This window comes from Bacillus sp. FSL R5-0659 (genome assembly GCF_038008785.1).
In the GTDB taxonomy this organism is placed as follows: domain Bacteria; phylum Bacillota; class Bacilli; order Bacillales; family Bacillaceae; genus Bacillus; species Bacillus safensis.
In genome coordinates this window covers 2,176,759-2,192,240 of record NZ_JBBOZU010000001.1, presented here as the reverse complement: position 1 = coordinate 2,192,240, position 15,482 = coordinate 2,176,759, and the positions used below count along the sequence as shown (strand labels likewise).

Sequence of the window (15,482 nt, the reverse complement as noted above, 5' to 3'; positions counted from 1 at the left end):
ATAAGTTTGTCATGAGGAAAAAGACATTGATTTTCCATCATATACAGGATAAGATATACTTTAGTTATTTTTCTAGAAGCACCAATAATTAGGGTATATCTAGGACCTAGATGCGCGCTTAGCACAAGGAGGTTACAATGCGAAAGAATAGATTAAAGGCGATTTCATTTTTACTGATTGCGACATTGCTGATGTGGGTCAAAACCTATGTTATCTATAAATCTAGCTTCAATATTAAAATTGAAAATTTCATGCAGGAGTTTATCCTGTTTATTAATCCGCTTAGCTTTCTCTTGTTTATCTTCGGCATCGGTTTATTTTTCAAAGAGAAAAATCGAAATCGATATATCATCGTGACAAGCTTTATCCTGACATTCATTTTGTTAGCCAACATTGTGTTTTATCGATTCTATAGTGACTTTCTAACCATCCCCGTCCTATTTCAAACAAACAATATGGGTGACCTCGGGTCAAGTATTACCTCTTTAATTGAACCAGTCGATTTACTGATGTTCGTTGATATCATCATTTTAATTTGGCTCTATAAAAAACAGCCTTCCTTTAGAACAGATGTCACAGTTTCACGAAAAGAACGAGCAGCATATTACTTATTTGTGGCAGCTACATTTTTCTTTAACCTTGGTTTAGCTGAAACAGAAAGACCAGAACTGCTTACTCGCTCATTTGACCGTGAGATGCTGGTGAAAAATATCAGCTTATATAACTTCCATATTTATGATGGGGTATTGCAATCGAAGCAGTCTGCTCAACGAGCCCTTGCTGACAGTAATAGCTTAACTGAAATTGAAAACTATGTAAGCGCAAATCAAACGGACCGTAATGAAAAGACATTTGGTCAAGCAAAAGGACGAAATGTCATTCTTGTATCACTTGAGTCTACACAGAGTTTTGTGATCAATGAAAAATTAAACGGGAAAGAAATTACTCCGTTTTTAAACAAATTGATCAAGAAGAGCTATAACTTTACTAATTTTTATCACCAAACAGGTCAAGGGAAAACATCTGATTCAGAGTTTATTGTAGATAATTCTCTTTATCCACTTGGAAGAGGGGCTGTGTTCTTCACAAATCCAAGTAATGAGTTTACAGCGACACCTGAGCTGTTAAAGGATGAAGGCTACCACTCTTCTGTTATTCATGCGAATAACAAAAGCTTCTGGAACCGTGACCTTATCTACGATAGCTTTGGCTACGATAAGTTCTTTGATATTAAATCATTTGATGTGAATGAAGAAAACTCAGTTGGCTGGGGACTGAAAGATGGTCCGTTCTTTGAGCAGTCCGCTGAATTAATGAAATCGATCCCGCAGCCTTTCTATACGAGATTGATTACATTAACGAACCATTTCCCTTTTGATTTAGATGAAGAAGATAAGCTCATTGATGAATATGATTCAAAGAGTAAAACGCTGAACAAGTACTTCCCTACAGTGCGTTATCAAGATGAAGCCCTTAAGCTTTTCTTTAAAAAGATGAAGGAAGCTGGGTTATACGATAACTCCATTTTTGTTTTATATGGGGATCACTACGGAATTTCTGAAAACCATAACGAAGCCATGGGACAATTTTTAAATAAAGAGATTACGCCATTTGAAGAAGTACAGCTTCAAAAAGTCCCGTTTGTTGTACACATTCCAGGGGTAACGGATCAACATCCAAAAGAAATTGATACGGTAGGCGGTCAGGTCGATATCCGTCCAACTGTACTCAATCTTCTAGGCATTGATACAAGTAAACAAATTCAATTTGGTCATGACCTTTTATCGAAAGATACGAATGACTTTACAGTACTCCGTGATGGAAGCTTTATTACGAAGGACAGCATTTTTACAGATGGTGTTTGCTACAATAAAGAGACAGGCGAGCCAGCAGATGATAAAAATGTGTGTCAGTCTTATGAAGAGAAAGCGAAGCAGGAGCTTCAATTCTCTGATCAAATCATCTACGGAGATCTCCTTAGATTTTATGATCGAAACAGCCCGGATCATTCACCATCCAAAAAAGAAGGTGAAACGGAGCTGAAAAAGGCGTCCTAATAGATGAAAAAACCTCTGCTATTTTTAGAAGCAGAGGTTTTCTTTTTTTGCCTGACGGCTCATATAATATGAGAGGAGGGATGTAAATGAAGACAACGTCGTTTGGAAAAATTGAATGGCAGCTGGATGAAGCGGAGAGGGATGCTGTGGCAAAGCAGCTTGGTATTGGCAAAGCTGCTTTTCATTTATCTAATCAAACAAGCACTGATGACCTTCTTTTACCGGGATATAGACTTCCAGAAGGAGTCCATGAATTTGATTCCATCGGTGATGTGCAGAAATTTATTGCGCCTTATAGACTGCAGCAATCCGATGATTGGATCAATGGAACATTTGAATATGATAGCGCTCAATTAGAAGAAGAGCTGAGCCGCTTGAAAGCCGTATTTCCTTTTCTTCATATCAGCGTCATTGGTCATTCAGTGCTTGATACACCTATTTATGAAATCCGAACAGAGCCTGTTCAGCATTTACATTCTATTCATCTCAATGCCACATTTCATGCAAATGAATGGATCACGACGTCTGTTTTATTAAAATGGTTGAAATCGCTTTGCTTAGCAGCGTCTGACCCGGTTCAGGCAAGACATTATGAAGCGGTTCATATTCTGCAGACCACCGCTTTATCCATCGTGCCAATGGTCAATCCAGATGGAGTGGATTTGGTTCGTAATGGACCGGAGTCACTAGGTCTTCATCGTGAAGAATTCACACTGCTAAACGGTGGATATTCCGATTACCGGGAATGGAAAGCAAATATTCGAGGGGTGGATTTAAACAATCAATTCCCTGCTTATTGGGAGATCGAGTACTATCGTCATCAGTCGAAGGCACCGTCCTACCGGGATTATCCTGGGCGCGAGCCATTAACAGAACCAGAAGCGAAAGCGATGGCAAATCTTGCGCTGCGAAAACGATTTGACCGGCTGATTGCCCTTCATACACAAGGAGAAGAGATTTATTGGGGTTTTCTTGGCCATGAGCCAGCCATCTCAAAAGAAATGGTCAAACGATTCGAACAAGTGAGCGGCTACAAACCGATCCAATATCTCGACAGCTATGCAGGCTATCGCGATTGGTTTATTTATCAATTTCATAATGAGGGCTATACAGTTGAGCTTGGTCTAGGGAAAAATCCTCTTTCCATGGATCAATTTGATTCGATTTATGAAAAAACAAAGCGGCTTTTATGGGAAGCGTGTAAGTGTTAAAAGCACCTGTCTGGTGCTTTTTCATATTGGAGCAACAATCAATTGCTTATGGTCAATAAAAACAATGTTGAAGTAATTGACGAAGGCTTTCTTGTAAGCTATTGTGAAAGATATGGATGTAAAAAAAAGGATATGATTTAGGGAGATGTCGACTATTGAGTGCTCAAAGCCTGTGGAAAAGAAATTTTACTTATCTATTTGTTTCTAAAATGTGCAAAATTACAGCGGATAGTTTATCTTTCAACACCATCTTGTGGCTTTTGGTACTAGGAGGGAAAGGAGCAATAGGGACAGCTTTTTTTATTGCGGTCAGCTTTGTCCCTCAAGCGATTGTTGGACCATTTATTACGCCTATGATGAAGCCGCATCAATTGAAATTTTGGATGTGCTTTGCTGATTTAACACGAGGAGCGATTATTCTTGTGATCGTGGTTAGTTACTTTTATGGTTTCACACCATTAGTCCTCATCATTGGCTGCATGCTGCTTCATTCGGCGACGGGAGGCTCCTACGAACCGGCATCTGTATCGATTATTCCAAAGCTTGTCCATGAGGACCTCATACAAAAGGCGAATGCAACCATCCAATCAGCAAGTCATGTCGTAAGACTTGTGACGGTAACGATTTGTGGTGTCATGATTGCATTTGTAGGCGTAGGCTATACAATGCTTGTGATCATTCCTCTTTATCTTTTGTCCGCTTTATTGGTGTTCATGATTTCATATCAAACAGAAGCCATCATCGATAAAGCCAAAAAAGGATTATCTTATGGCAAAAGATTAATTCGAGGTTTTTCACTTGTTAGAAGCCATCATATTTTGTTTCCGTTAGCCATTTTTTGTGTCTGCTCAAACTTTGCTGCGGCACCATGGGAAGCATTGTCTGTTATTTATTTAACTGAAGACTTACATAGTGGACCGGTCGTCTATTCATTCATCAAAGTCACAACCGCACTAGGCGCCTTTTTGATGGGGTTTGTTTTAACAAAGATAAAAGTGAATCGGTATGGATTGCTCTTTATAGGTGCTGGGATTGTTGATGGAATCGCCTTCTTCATCACAGGTATGAACGCATTGTTACCACTTGTGTTTATATCAGCTTTTGCTTTAGGAGCAGCCATTAGTGCAGTTAACGTACCCGAACATACGATGATTCAATTGTCAGTAAAGGCAGAGGATCAGCCGCAAGTGTACGCGATTATCAACATGATTTCCTTCTTGATGATTCCTTTAGGCGCCCTCATTGGCGGTTATATGGCAACACTGTTTGGGTCTGGGTATGTCATTGCGGCTGGCGGCATCATTGAAGCTGTTTCAGGTATATGCCTGCTTTTGTTTACAAAGATCGGAAAGGTAGAGAGGGCGGATTTGACGATAGAACGAGACAAACCTGCCGTAAACGCAACGTGAGCATGGCATGATTGATTGAAGATAGGTTACAATGAGGACGAGAAAACATGAGAATTTGATTGAAAGGGGAAAAACGATGGCTATAGCAGACGTCACCATCATTCCGATAGGCACTGAAACACCAAGTGTCAGTGCTTACGTAGCAGATGTACAAAGAATTTTAGAAGGCTTTCAACAAGAAGGAAAAATCAAATATCAATTAACACCGATGAATACGTTAATTGAAGGCGAATTATCCGTTTTATTTGAGGTCATTCAGCGCATTCATGAAGCCCCTTTTGAAAAGGGACTGCACCGAGTAGCGACCAATATTCGCATCGATGACAGACGGGATCAAACCACAACGCTTACAAGCAAATTAGAAAGCGTGAATAAGCATTTAAATCAATAAAAAAAGCCTGCTATATGCAGGCTTTTAATGTGCAGTTGGATAACCGCTATAGATGATGGTCATGACAGTGAACCAGCCAAAAACCAAAAATGTAGCGCCAGCAAAAGCGATGGCAAGTACGTTCACTTTTTTTAGTGAGCGATAGATACCGAGCGCAGCTAAAATCGTGACTAGACCAAAAATAATGACGAGCATCATGTGAAAGTCCCCCTTTGTCATCAATCCCCTTGATTTCCTTTCTTTTCATTTTAACCGTTTTCATAAAGCTTGTCGAGTAGATTCCAGTTGACGATTGTTTGAATTTTTATTGAATAGCCTTCATAATAAAAAAGAATCAATAAAGTAGGTGATGAAAATGAATTGGAGAAGAATGCCACTAGGCTATGTACAAGCGAACGCATATATTTGGAAAAACGAGCAGGGAGAATGCTTAATTTTTGATCCAGGCGGCGAAGCGCAAAAGCTGATTTCCTATGTAAAAGAAAAACAGCTCACACCGCTTGCTGTCTTATTAACACATGCTCATTTTGATCATATTGGTGCGGCAGATGAGGTACGCGAAGAGTGGGGAGTGCCGCTGTATGTACACGAAAATGAAAAAGAATGGCTCACGAACGCTGAATTAAACGGTTCAGCTCGATTGATTGGAAATGGAATTACGGTCAAAGAAGCTGAAAAATTGATTACGACAGAAGGAACGCTTCAAATTGGGTCGTTTACATTAGAAATGTTCCATACACCCGGGCATTCACCTGGCAGTGTGTCTTACTATTCGGCGGAAGAGGGCTTTGTTATTTCTGGTGACACGCTATTTGAAGGCGGCATTGGGAGAACAGATTTAGTAGGCGGCAGTCAGGAAGTGCTGCTTCAATCAATCCATCATAAATTATTGTCATTGCCAGAATCAACTCTTGTTTTAAGCGGGCATGGCGGGGAAACGACTGTGCTGACAGAGCAGGAGCAAAATCCGTTTATTAATGGTTTTTCTCTTTAATTGCAGGCATGAAAAAAGCATCTCTTTAGAAGAGATGCTTTTTTCAATTAATGTCCGGTACCGGGAACCATGATGAAAATCGAATAATATGTAAATCCGGCAAAGAAAATCGTCAAGTACGCTCCGAAAATGTAAATATACATTCTTTCGGATAAATTCAAGTAGGATAAAAATACAAAAAGAACGGTTTGACCGAAGAACAGCAGCGATGCATCTTTCATATGTCCTAAATAGAACATGACAGCAAAAATACCCGTCCAAAAGCCAAGCACGCGGAACATGCGATTCATTTCTTTCCCTCCCCTTAAAAAAACCCCTTTGATTCATATTATAGCTGATCACCACTTGTTATGTAAACATTTACATTTTTGACAACGTGTGAACAATTTATTTTGAATGTAGAAAAAATTTTTTTGAAAAAATGATGAAAAAGTGTTTATGCTGAAAAACATGAGGGTACTTACTCCATAAGAGAAAAGGTTAACGACCTAAGGAGGAAGACTAATGAGTGACATTACTTTTTATTCATACCCAAGCTGCACGTCTTGCCGCAAAACAAAACATTGGTTAAAGGCGAATCAAATTGATTTTAAAGAGCGTCACCTTTTCAGAGAAACGCCAACTCTAGATGAATTAAAAAAGATTCTTTCTTTAACAACAGAAGGAATGGATGAAATTTTAGCCACACGAAGTCAAGCTTTTAAAAGCTTAAATTTAAATATTAATGACTTAAAAGTAAACGAGGTTTTGCAGCTTCTCATTGAAAAACCAAAACTGCTTCGAAGACCAATCATCATTGATGGAAATAAATTAGTAGTTGGTTATAATCCAGGAGAACTCATGAAAATATCAAAAAAGAAAGCGATTCATCAATCAGTTTCCTAATAAAAAACGAAGATCAGCTGAAACATGCTTCAGCCGTCTTCGTTTTTGTGCTGAACTGGGCTAGCTGGGTTCGAACCAACGATCACGGAGTCAAAGTCCATTGCCTTACCACTTGGCTATAGCCCAATATCAAACGTGTAATGATATTGTTCACCATCTACGGTCATTTATACATAAAAATTGTATGTCACGAGTTTTAAGTGCAAAAGGAGCGAAAGAAGTAAATGAAAAATGAAAAATCAAAGCAATTATACGAATTTATCCTAAAAGAAGCCCCTGTCATGACCGAAGAATGGCTAAAGACAAGAACAGAAGAAGGCTCATTATATTCTAAACATGCTTCAGAGGGAACAGAAAAGAAGCTGAAAGAACAGAACACAGCGTTTATTCAAACCATTGCAGCAACACTTGTGACACTGTCAGACAAAGTAGAAAACCATTTGAAAAAGTGGTCTGTTGATATTGCTCGTGATCGAGCAGTGCATGAGGTGCCGTTATATGAAATCATTGGACAATTTAAGATCTTCCGCCACATTTTCTGTTCGAGAATTGAGACATTCACCCAAGAAACCGAGCTTGAAGTGACGCTGCAAGATGTGTGTCAGTGGAATCAGCACTTTCACGCCACATTTGATGATATGATTGAGCGTTTATCAGAAGAGTATGACCGCGTGACACTCAGTCAGCTGAATGCACAAAGAGAGATGATTCAAGAACTGAGTGCCCCTGTTATTCCAGTATCAAAGGAAATCGGGATTTTGCCATTGATCGGAGAAATCGATACGTACCGGGCTAAAATCATTTTGGAATCCGTGCTAGAACAGGCTTCAAGACTGCGCCTAACGCACTTATTTATTGATATATCTGGCGTTCCCGTTGTTGATACGATGGTTGCTTATCAGCTGTTTAAAGTGGTCGATAGTGCGAAGCTATTAGGAATTGAGACGATTATATCAGGCATTCGCCCAGAGATCGCTCAAACTGTAGTGAAACTCGGCATTGATTTCTCAAAAGTAAATACAGAACACAGCCTTGCAAAAGCTTTAGAAAAAAGAGGATTTCGCATTTTTGAAGAGCAGCAGCAAGAAGCCACATCATGACGAAGAAACCTGCACTTGTAAAAGTCAGGTTTTTTTATATGCTCTTTTCTAAAAAATGATGTGATGCATCTTGAGTTGAGGGTTTTCATGCTTTATTAGTCATGAAAATCATAAAATGCTCTTTTGTCATTCAGGTTCCTCCATTCTACAATGTGATCAATGAAAGGAGTGATCCACTTGTATGGGATTGAATATTTAAGGCAAGAGCTGCTAGAAGAAGCATGCCGCATGAGAGCATCTGATGTGCACATTGTCCCAAAAGAAAAGGAAGCGTTGGTATCTTTCCGCGTAGACTCAGATTTAATCCAGCAGCGAACCATTGATAAAAAAACCGGCGAGCGGCTCATTGCTCATTTTAAATTTTTATCTTCTATGGATATCGGGGAAAAAAGGAGACCGCAAAATGGGTCATTAGCTGTGGTGCTAAGAAGCGGCCAGGTGTTTATTCGAATGTCTACCTTACCAACTGTAAATGATGAGAGTTTAGTGATTAGAATATTGCCGCAGGATCATGTTCCGAAAATAAAACACCTGTCACTATTTCCGAAAGCTTCAGCCAGGTTATTGTCATTTTTGAAGCATTCGCATGGGCTTATTTTATTTACCGGTCCAACCAATTCGGGGAAAACAACAACCCTCTATTCACTGATCCAGTTTGCAAAAAAGAATTTCAACCGAAATATTATTACGCTTGAAGATCCTGTGGAAACAAGAAATGAAGAAGTGCTGCAGGTTCAAGTAAATGAAAAAGCCGGCATCACATATGCCGCAGGATTACGCGCTATTTTAAGACATGATCCAGATATGATTGTGCTAGGAGAAATAAGAGATGCTGAAACGGCCAGAACGGCGATTAGAGCAGCACTGACAGGCCATTTAGTATTGAGTACGCTCCATGCAAAAAATGCAAAAGGAGCCCTTTATCGTATGCTTGAATTTGGTGTCACGATGAATGAACTTGAGCAAACGATGGTTGCGATTGCTGCCCAGCGATTAATCGAGCTCACCTGTCCTTTTTGCGGAGAAACATGTCAGCTTTACTGTAAATTAAATCGACCGATCAGACGAACAAATGTATTTGAACTGCTATTCGGAAAAGAGCTTGGTGAGTGTATCAAGGAGGCTAAAGGAGAATATGCTCACTCGTCATATGAAACACTGCAAAGATTAATTCGTAAAGGAGTGGCACTCGGCTATTTATCAAAAAACACTTACCATCGCTGGGTTTATGAAGAAGCGAGCCTCTAAAGTATGGTCTAAAAAGGACCAAGCTGAATGCCTATCAAAACTGGCTCAATTAATTCAGGCTGGATATACATTGATTGAGGCATTAGTGATGGTGAATATCCAGTTATCAAAACAACAGCGGCAGCAATTAAAACTAGGTATTCAGTGGCTGCACGAAGGCGAGCCTTTTTATGTGGTGCTCGAGCGACTCCATTTTCAGCGGGAAGTCATCGCCATACTATGTTTTTCTGAGAAGCATGGCAGTCTAGCCCGTGCTTTAGAACAAAGCGCCCGTTTTTTAGAGAAAAAAGTCAAGCAGTTAGACACGTTTAAACGCATGTTGCGTTACCCGCTCTTCCTCATCTTCACGGTTTTGGTCGTGCTGATACTCGTTCAGAATATGATCATTCCTCAATTTTCTGTTTTGTACTCATCGATGGATACCCGCATGTCTTGGCTGATTCAAGGAATGTTTGGAATGTTTCAATTCCTTCATGCTTTTCTGCTCATCACCAGTTGTCTGTGTATTTGTCTTACCGGCTATTATGCTTTGTTTTTTAGGAAAAAGTCGACGCTTGAGAAATTGAGGGTGATGAGTAAGCTGCCTTTTTTATATAAAGGGATGCAGCTGATGCATACATACCTTTTTTCTCTTCAGCTAAGCGGACTGCTTCAGGCTGGATTATCGATGTACGAGGGTTTGCAAGCTTTTAAACAGCAAAGCTACTTACCTTTTCTTCAAGAAATAGGTGAACAAATGATGGATGAGTTAAGAAAAGGAGAAAGCATGGCACATCAAGTAAGTGAGAGTCCTTTTTTCGAAAAACATTTTGCAGCCATCATCAAACATGGTGAAGCAAGCGGGATGCTAGCAAGAGAAATGTACACGTACAGCCAATTTCTATTAGAGAATGCAGAGCTGAAAATTGAAAAATGGATGTCTTGGCTGCAGCCGGTGATCTATGGTGTGACGGCACTTCTTATACTCATCGTATATTTATCTATTCTTTTACCAATGTATCAACTAATGGAGCAAGTGTAAGAAGGAGGACAAAGACATGAATGATAAAGGGTTTACCCTGTTAGAAATGTTAATTGTCATGCTCGTGATATCCATTCTTTTACTCATTACCATACCGAATATCACACGTCATCACCAAGCAATTCAAGCAAAGGGCTGTGAAGGGCTCAAATCAATGGTCAGCACACAAGTGATGGCGTATGAATTGGAGCATGATGGGAAGACGCCATCTTTAGCTGAGTTAGAAAAAGAAGGTTATGTTAAAAAGGGATTAACCTGTCCTAATGGAAAAGCGATTGTCATTCAAAACGGCAACGTGAAGCATGAATAAATTACTTTTACATGAGAAGGGTTTTACCCTCATAGAGCAGCTAATGATCTTACTAGTTCTATCGATTCTATTGTCGATCATAGGAATGAAAATCCCAAATTTAATAGTAAGCGCTGAAGCCAAAAGACAAGTAAACCTCATGAAACAAGATTTTCAATTGGCATCATATACTGCATTTATCAAAAAAACACGTGTGCATGTTGAGATCCAACCGCCGCATGTATCTTATCAGGTAATAGATCAAAAGAGTAACGAAGTCATTGCTTCTGATCAGCATAAAAAGGGCAGCATCAAGACTTCTACATTCTGGCAAGGTATCTATTTTAATGAAAACGGACATCCAAGCAGCGGTGGATCTCTCATTGTCGAATTTGGCAGTCAAACGTATAAACTCACGATTTATTTAGGAAGCGGGCGAATCCATGTTCAAAAGCAATAGAGGGTTTAGTACGATTGAAACGCTGTTTGCTTGTCATATCTTCCTATTTGCATCCGTTGTGATTATGCCGGCCTATGAAAAAATCATGATGGGGAAAAAGGAAGTAAGAGCCAAACTCGATGCTTACCAAATCTTGCATGAACAGATGAATGAAGCGTTCATAGAAGGTAAAAAATCTTCTGTCAAAAAGAAGCGAGGCGACAACACATATGTATTCAATTGGAGTAAAGAGAAGGGATGTGTATCATACAAATTGCAAAAAAAGCAGACGATATGCTTTGCGGAACGGTGAACAAGGTTTTACCCTTGTCCAGGCTTTGTGGCAATTGCAGCTATTTTTATTCCTCTCTTTTGGCTGTGTACTGATCTTTTCAACAGCTGAGAAAGCCCTTCCTTTTGAAGAGATTAACCGATTTTCACAAATGGAGTGGAAACAGACTGTCCTGCAATTAGATGAGGAATTAAGCCGTGCAACGGCAGTTCGATCGGTGCAAGGAGGTAATGCGTTAGAGTATGTATCTGATCAAGGGCGAGTAGTAACGATTGAGCCATATCAAGAGATGCTTCGAAAACGTACGGATCAAGCTGGACATCTTCCTTTATTGCACAAGGTGAAACAATTTCAGGTGAGAACGAGTCAGTATAGAGCCATCCTGAAAGTCACAGATGGATCTGGTAAGGTTCATGAAGCCGTTTTTTTCACATATAAAGGGGTGGTTCCTAAATCGTGAAAAGAGAGGAAGGGTTTATCTATCCGCATGTGCTTGCTGTGATCCTATTTTTTCTCTTGATCCTAGGAGCGATAACGATGGGCTTTCAAAAAGAGCTGAGAAGTGCAGAGCTCACGATTTCTTTTTATAAAAAACAGCATCTTTTTAGGGTGGGTGTGAGTGAAGCTGCCAGCTCAGTAAAACGCATTTGTGAAAAGCAGAAGATCTATATTGATACAGAAGAAGGGCATGTGACACTGAAGCAGATGAAATGCGATCAACAGAAAAAACGTGTCCTCGCTTTGGTGAGGGTGAAAACAAAGGATGGCTTATCCGATGAGCGGGAGCTGATGCTGGATTGGAAGACCGGTGAAATCATGAGATGGGCAAACCCTGATTAGCCAGTGTATAAAATCATCCTCTTTCTGGTAACACTTGAAGGAAGAAGAGGTGAATTTGCTTGAAAACAAATGACTATGTAAAATATATGACGCAGGAAATCATTAAATATATGAATACACCACGAGACGAACGGAAGGAACACAAACAAGAAAAAATGGAAACAAAACCGCCGTTTTCACAGCGATTATTTGGGGTTCTGCCGTTTGGCTTCTCCATGATGCTTAAAAAACGTCAGCGACATCGACGAAAGTAAAAAGCCGCCAGCAGGCGGTTTTTTTATGCCATTTTAGTTGTATTCCTCCACAACAATCACTTTATTCACCTTATTTGAGTAAGGATTATAGGAAATGGTGACAAACACCCCAAATTCCTTTGTATGGTCTTTTAACGTAATATGATACTGTTTTACAGATTCCTTATCGCGGTGGCGGTCCCATACTTTTTGTTTAAATAAGACTTGCGTTAGCGGGTATCTTTTTTTAGCTTCTTTGACTGCTCGCATTTCCCATTGGTCTGTGGCGGCAGTCAAACCTCTCGCATCCACAGGTTTGACGTCTAGCATCATAGGACTCAGCAGTAAACTGAGCATGATTATGATTTTTCCATATTTCACTTAACATCACCTCACCTCTTCATATCCTGACCAAATCCTACATTTTTATGTAAGTTTTAAGAAGTACAAATGTCACACAAAAAAATATTGAATATGGCGAAAGAATGAGAAAATGGAAGAATTTTCTCGCAATTGTTCTTGTTTAAGAACAAAATGAACTAATTTGACGTTTTGGGTTTTATAGGTATTTCCTTATACTGTATATAATCGTTCTTTTTAAAGAACAACCGTTCAAGGAGTTGAAGGGATTAATGAAACAGTCGCTCTTTGTCCTTTTTTGTGCCATTTGTTTGATGTTGACATCTTTCCTCATGACACCAACGAATGCCTCTTATAACGATGTCGAGCACAAAAATTTTGTTATGAAAACATGTGAAAACTTTGAACAGACAGATCAGCATTGTCAGCCTAAAAAATGGGATCAAAGTCAATTGGAGCTTGTGGATCAAACGATGATCGAAGGAACAGTCTGCGCACCTCAAAGGCTGAGCATGACACTAAAAAATAGTGGACAGCCTATTGCGTACTCTGAATGGAAGTGGGAATTACATAAAGTGGGAAATGGTCAGGAGCCATTACAAGATGGTCATATTCTTGAAAAGGGCTCCATAAAGTCCCTATTGTCGCAAGAAACAGCGACTGTCACGACAGATAAAGCAAAAACAAATGGAATCTATGCATTTAAAATCTTTTATCCTAAAGGATTTGGCGCATCTGATAAGGCGTACTTTTGGTCTAAACAGATGGTGCTCTCAAAGTGTCAAGAAAAGGCGTCCTAAATGGAGCTGTCTTTTAAATCGAGAAATGATAGGCGAAGGGGAGAAGGGGTCATGAAAAAATGGATGAAGATGTCTGGGAGTATTCTTTATGTGGTGGTGTTCACGGTGATGATAGCCTCAATTATTGTCGTGTTGTCATCAAGAACAACAGGAGGAGAACCTCAGATTTTCGGTTATCAATTGAAGCAAGTATTATCAGGTTCGATGGAACCAGAATTTTCAGCTGGGTCACTGATTGTTGTAAAGCAGGTCGCCTCACCTGAGACGCTCAAAAAAGGAGATATTATTACGTTCCAAACAAAGCAGGATCAGTCCTTTGTGACCCACCGAATTGTTGGGGTGAAAGGAAAGGATGCAAATAAAGCGTTTGAGACGAAGGGTGACAATAATATGTATCAGGACGGCACGCTGGTAAAAGCGGATCAGGTGACTGCGCAGTATATGGGAGTGAACATTCCTTATGCAGGAAAGCTTCTTTCGTATGCAGGGACATCAGCTGGAACTGCTTTGCTCCTTATTATACCGGGTGTCATGCTGCTTGTTTATTCAACTATTCATTTTGTGGGCGCAGCGAAACACCGTAGACACACGGCTGATGTACATATGTCAGAGGAACAAGCTTAAATCGTTTGTAACCTAATCAGGTTTCAATAAAACAAAATATTAGGGGGTTTATTATTCATGGCAATGAAGAAATCAATTCGTTTAGGTGTATTATCAGGGGCTTTAGGTCTTGCATTAATCGGCGGGGGAACATGGGCGGCGTTTAATGATTTTGAAAAGGCAAATGCGGTCTACTCGACAGGAGAGCTGGATTTATCTGCTAAAGAGAACTCCGGCGCCATCAACCTTTCGAACTTAAAACCTGGTGATCGGATCAAGAAAGAATTTCATTTTGATAATAAGGGATCACTAGCGATAAACCAAGTGCTGATGAGTCTTGATTATAGCCAGTTTACAGATGGATCTTCCGCGAAGAATGGCGGTAAGAATACAGCTGAAGAATTTCTCAGTCAGTTTCAGGTGAGTGTTCTGACGGTTGGAGCCGAAGGTGGAAATGGTTATCCGAAAAACATTATTTTAGACCATGCAAACCTGCTTGACTTGCATCAATTAACGTCAAAACAGGATCAGACCGCATTTGAAAAGCTTCGTCATGCCGTCGATGAGAAGTTTTTACATGAAAGTGGGAAAATTAATGTAGCAACTGTTGATGGAACAGTGGCTCCAGAGTATGACGGCATTCCAAAGAATCCGTTTGATTACGATAAAGTGGAAATGACCATTGAATTTATCAATGACCAGACGAAGGATAAAGCTGGTCACTATATCCAAAATAAATACCAAGGCGATGCGATTCAAATTGATCTTTCCTTCGAAGCGACTCAGTGGAATGGTTTAACGATCAATCCAAAAAAGCATACGGATGAAAAAGGCTACGTGAAAGAAAACGAAAAAGCACACAGCGAAGATAAAAAATAAAGCCAGTCTTTAGGCTGATATCAAGATCTGCATAGCAATTGGAGGAGTATGCGCTAAAACGTGCGCTTTACTCCTCTTCTTGCTTTTTTCTCCAGATTTGATAATCTAAAAATTCACGAAATTGCTTTTTCGAAACCCCTGATGTCATTGCATCTCGAACTAGTTTTTCCCATTCACTATCTAATTGACCATCGTATTCGGTTTCATCTTTTTCGTTTAAAAGTGTATGAACCGAGACGTCCAGAACAGCGGAGACTTTTTCAAGAAATTGAATGGAGGGGTTTGTTTGCAAGTTTCTTTCTATTGAGCTTAAATAAGACTTCGCTACCCCAGCCTTTTCGGCCAGTTCTGATAGTGAGTAGCCTTTTTCATTGCGGTATTGTTTAATACGCTGGCCAATCAATGTCATCACCTTCCTTTCGATATTATAG

22 protein-coding genes and 1 tRNA gene are annotated in these 15,482 nt (G+C 39.8%); 18 read left to right on the top strand and 5 right to left on the bottom strand.

What is annotated here, in order from left to right:
- Positions 1-137: 137 nt before the first annotated feature.
- The 4 genes from NSQ72_RS11175 to NSQ72_RS11160 all read left to right on the top strand — a co-directional run bounded on the left by NSQ72_RS11175 (position 138) and on the right by NSQ72_RS11160 (position 5,068).
- Positions 138-2,057, top strand: a complete 1,920-nt coding sequence (locus NSQ72_RS11175; RefSeq protein WP_039179972.1) for an LTA synthase family protein — start codon at positions 138-140, stop codon at positions 2,055-2,057.
- Between the two features lie 86 nt (positions 2,058-2,143).
- A complete protein-coding gene (locus NSQ72_RS11170) occupies positions 2,144-3,268 on the top strand; it encodes a M14 family metallopeptidase (RefSeq protein WP_059374629.1) in 1,125 nt (374 codons plus the stop codon).
- 155 nt (positions 3,269-3,423) lie between these two features.
- A complete protein-coding gene (locus NSQ72_RS11165) occupies positions 3,424-4,677 on the top strand; it encodes an MFS transporter (RefSeq protein WP_047202298.1) in 1,254 nt (417 codons plus the stop codon).
- A gap of 76 nt (positions 4,678-4,753) precedes the next feature.
- Positions 4,754-5,068, top strand: a complete 315-nt coding sequence (locus NSQ72_RS11160) for an MTH1187 family thiamine-binding protein (RefSeq protein ID WP_024427984.1) — start codon at positions 4,754-4,756, stop codon at positions 5,066-5,068.
- 24 nt (positions 5,069-5,092) lie between these two features.
- Here NSQ72_RS11160 and NSQ72_RS11155 read toward each other — a convergent pair whose 3' ends face one another.
- Positions 5,093-5,266 (bottom strand): DUF2759 domain-containing protein, encoded by a 174-nt coding sequence (locus NSQ72_RS11155; protein WP_003217333.1) that lies wholly within the window; start codon positions 5,264-5,266, stop codon positions 5,093-5,095.
- 157 nt (positions 5,267-5,423) lie between these two features.
- Between NSQ72_RS11155 and NSQ72_RS11150 the strand changes: the two genes are divergently transcribed.
- Positions 5,424-6,062, top strand: coding sequence for an MBL fold metallo-hydrolase (locus tag NSQ72_RS11150; RefSeq protein ID WP_039179959.1), 639 nt, complete (start codon positions 5,424-5,426; stop codon positions 6,060-6,062).
- Between the two features lie 47 nt (positions 6,063-6,109).
- Here the strand turns inward: NSQ72_RS11150 and NSQ72_RS11145 are convergent, their stop codons facing one another.
- Positions 6,110-6,352, bottom strand: a complete 243-nt coding sequence (locus tag NSQ72_RS11145; protein ID WP_003217440.1) for a DUF2626 domain-containing protein — start codon at positions 6,350-6,352, stop codon at positions 6,110-6,112.
- A gap of 214 nt (positions 6,353-6,566) precedes the next feature.
- Here NSQ72_RS11145 and NSQ72_RS11140 point away from each other — a divergent pair, with 214 nt between their 5' ends.
- Positions 6,567-6,947: a Spx/MgsR family RNA polymerase-binding regulatory protein gene (locus NSQ72_RS11140; RefSeq protein WP_007501232.1), complete on the top strand. Its 381-nt coding sequence runs from the start codon at positions 6,567-6,569 to the stop codon at positions 6,945-6,947.
- 55 nt (positions 6,948-7,002) lie between these two features.
- Here NSQ72_RS11140 and NSQ72_RS11135 read toward each other — a convergent pair.
- Positions 7,003-7,073, bottom strand: a tRNA-Gln gene (locus tag NSQ72_RS11135).
- Between the two features lie 98 nt (positions 7,074-7,171).
- Here NSQ72_RS11135 and NSQ72_RS11130 point away from each other — a divergent pair.
- The 9 genes from NSQ72_RS11130 (at position 7,172) to NSQ72_RS11090 (ending at position 12,430) form a co-directional block, all read left to right on the top strand.
- Positions 7,172-8,047, top strand: a complete 876-nt coding sequence (locus NSQ72_RS11130) for an STAS domain-containing protein (RefSeq protein ID WP_341084033.1) — start codon at positions 7,172-7,174, stop codon at positions 8,045-8,047.
- A 177-nt stretch (positions 8,048-8,224) separates the two neighbouring features.
- On the top strand, positions 8,225-9,295 hold the full coding sequence (comGA, locus tag NSQ72_RS11125) for a competence type IV pilus ATPase ComGA (protein WP_084096410.1): 1,071 nt from the start codon (positions 8,225-8,227) through the stop codon (positions 9,293-9,295).
- On the top strand, positions 9,276-10,316 hold the full coding sequence (gene comGB, locus NSQ72_RS11120; protein WP_039179950.1) for a competence type IV pilus assembly protein ComGB: 1,041 nt from the start codon (positions 9,276-9,278) through the stop codon (positions 10,314-10,316). Before comGA ends, comGB begins: the two co-directional genes overlap by 20 nt.
- A gap of 16 nt (positions 10,317-10,332) precedes the next feature.
- A complete protein-coding gene (gene comGC, locus NSQ72_RS11115) occupies positions 10,333-10,626 on the top strand; it encodes a competence type IV pilus major pilin ComGC (RefSeq protein WP_024422977.1) in 294 nt (97 codons plus the stop codon).
- Entirely contained in the window at positions 10,619-11,065 is a 447-nt protein-coding gene (gene comGD, locus NSQ72_RS11110; RefSeq protein WP_341084031.1) for a competence type IV pilus minor pilin ComGD, read from the top strand. The genes comGC and comGD overlap by 8 nt, the downstream gene beginning before the upstream one ends.
- The gene (gene comGE, locus NSQ72_RS11105; RefSeq protein ID WP_126681598.1) at positions 11,049-11,357 is read left to right on the top strand and encodes a competence type IV pilus minor pilin ComGE; all 309 of its coding nucleotides are present in this window, start codon (positions 11,049-11,051) and stop codon (positions 11,355-11,357) included. Before comGD ends, comGE begins: the two co-directional genes overlap by 17 nt.
- Entirely contained in the window at positions 11,344-11,796 is a 453-nt protein-coding gene (gene comGF, locus NSQ72_RS11100; protein ID WP_341084029.1) for a competence type IV pilus minor pilin ComGF, read from the top strand. The genes comGE and comGF overlap by 14 nt, the downstream gene beginning before the upstream one ends.
- Entirely contained in the window at positions 11,793-12,176 is a 384-nt protein-coding gene (locus NSQ72_RS11095; RefSeq protein WP_126681600.1) for a competence type IV pilus minor pilin ComGG, read from the top strand. Before comGF ends, NSQ72_RS11095 begins: the two co-directional genes overlap by 4 nt.
- A gap of 59 nt (positions 12,177-12,235) precedes the next feature.
- The gene (locus tag NSQ72_RS11090) at positions 12,236-12,430 is read left to right on the top strand and encodes a YqzE family protein (protein ID WP_024718846.1); all 195 of its coding nucleotides are present in this window, start codon (positions 12,236-12,238) and stop codon (positions 12,428-12,430) included.
- A gap of 33 nt (positions 12,431-12,463) precedes the next feature.
- Here the strand turns inward: NSQ72_RS11090 and NSQ72_RS11085 are convergent, their stop codons facing one another.
- Entirely contained in the window at positions 12,464-12,742 is a 279-nt protein-coding gene (locus NSQ72_RS11085; protein WP_064497648.1) for a DUF3889 domain-containing protein, read from the bottom strand.
- A gap of 299 nt (positions 12,743-13,041) precedes the next feature.
- Here NSQ72_RS11085 and tapA point away from each other — a divergent pair, with 299 nt between their 5' ends.
- The 3 genes from tapA to tasA are packed head-to-tail and all read left to right on the top strand — an operon-like array spanning position 13,042 to position 15,051.
- Positions 13,042-13,569 (top strand): amyloid fiber anchoring/assembly protein TapA, encoded by a 528-nt coding sequence (tapA, locus tag NSQ72_RS11080; RefSeq protein ID WP_341084027.1) that lies wholly within the window; start codon positions 13,042-13,044, stop codon positions 13,567-13,569.
- A gap of 51 nt (positions 13,570-13,620) precedes the next feature.
- Positions 13,621-14,193, top strand: coding sequence for a signal peptidase I SipW (sipW, locus tag NSQ72_RS11075; RefSeq protein WP_047202287.1), 573 nt, complete (start codon positions 13,621-13,623; stop codon positions 14,191-14,193).
- A 57-nt stretch (positions 14,194-14,250) separates the two neighbouring features.
- Complete coding sequence (gene tasA / locus NSQ72_RS11070; RefSeq protein WP_039179929.1) at positions 14,251-15,051, top strand: biofilm matrix protein TasA; 801 nt, start codon at positions 14,251-14,253, stop codon at positions 15,049-15,051.
- Positions 15,052-15,118: 67 nt separating this feature from the next.
- Here the strand turns inward: tasA and sinR are convergent, their stop codons facing one another.
- Positions 15,119-15,454 carry a transcriptional regulator SinR gene (sinR, locus tag NSQ72_RS11065; RefSeq protein ID WP_024422969.1) on the bottom strand — a complete coding sequence of 112 codons (336 nt, stop codon included), beginning with the start codon at positions 15,452-15,454 and terminating at the stop codon, positions 15,119-15,121.
- Positions 15,455-15,482: the final 28 nt, after the last annotated feature.

Excerpts from the sequence above, each read along its gene's own strand:
- NSQ72_RS11085 (WP_064497648.1), bottom strand. The coding sequence starts at position 12,742 with ATGATGCTAGACGTCAAACCTGTGGATGCGAGAGGTTTGACTGCCGCC.
- comGC (WP_024422977.1), top strand. The coding sequence starts at position 10,333 with ATGAATGATAAAGGGTTTACCCTGTTAGAAATGTTAATTGTCATGCTC.
- NSQ72_RS11160 (WP_024427984.1), top strand. The coding sequence starts at position 4,754 with ATGGCTATAGCAGACGTCACCATCATTCCGATAGGCACTGAAACACCA.
- NSQ72_RS11150 (WP_039179959.1), top strand. The coding sequence starts at position 5,424 with ATGAATTGGAGAAGAATGCCACTAGGCTATGTACAAGCGAACGCATAT.
- tapA (WP_341084027.1), top strand. The coding sequence starts at position 13,042 with ATGAAACAGTCGCTCTTTGTCCTTTTTTGTGCCATTTGTTTGATGTTG.
- NSQ72_RS11140 (WP_007501232.1), top strand. The coding sequence starts at position 6,567 with ATGAGTGACATTACTTTTTATTCATACCCAAGCTGCACGTCTTGCCGC.
- NSQ72_RS11170 (WP_059374629.1), top strand. The coding sequence starts at position 2,144 with ATGAAGACAACGTCGTTTGGAAAAATTGAATGGCAGCTGGATGAAGCG.
- comGD (WP_341084031.1), top strand. The coding sequence starts at position 10,619 with ATGAATAAATTACTTTTACATGAGAAGGGTTTTACCCTCATAGAGCAG.
- NSQ72_RS11145 (WP_003217440.1), bottom strand. The coding sequence starts at position 6,352 with ATGAATCGCATGTTCCGCGTGCTTGGCTTTTGGACGGGTATTTTTGCT.
- NSQ72_RS11130 (WP_341084033.1), top strand. The coding sequence starts at position 7,172 with ATGAAAAATGAAAAATCAAAGCAATTATACGAATTTATCCTAAAAGAA.
- comGE (WP_126681598.1), top strand. The coding sequence starts at position 11,049 with ATGTTCAAAAGCAATAGAGGGTTTAGTACGATTGAAACGCTGTTTGCT.
- comGB (WP_039179950.1), top strand. The coding sequence starts at position 9,276 with ATGAAGAAGCGAGCCTCTAAAGTATGGTCTAAAAAGGACCAAGCTGAA.
- sipW (WP_047202287.1), top strand. The coding sequence starts at position 13,621 with ATGAAAAAATGGATGAAGATGTCTGGGAGTATTCTTTATGTGGTGGTG.
- tasA (WP_039179929.1), top strand. The coding sequence starts at position 14,251 with ATGGCAATGAAGAAATCAATTCGTTTAGGTGTATTATCAGGGGCTTTA.
- NSQ72_RS11175 (WP_039179972.1), top strand. The coding sequence starts at position 138 with ATGCGAAAGAATAGATTAAAGGCGATTTCATTTTTACTGATTGCGACA.
- NSQ72_RS11155 (WP_003217333.1), bottom strand. The coding sequence starts at position 5,266 with ATGATGCTCGTCATTATTTTTGGTCTAGTCACGATTTTAGCTGCGCTC.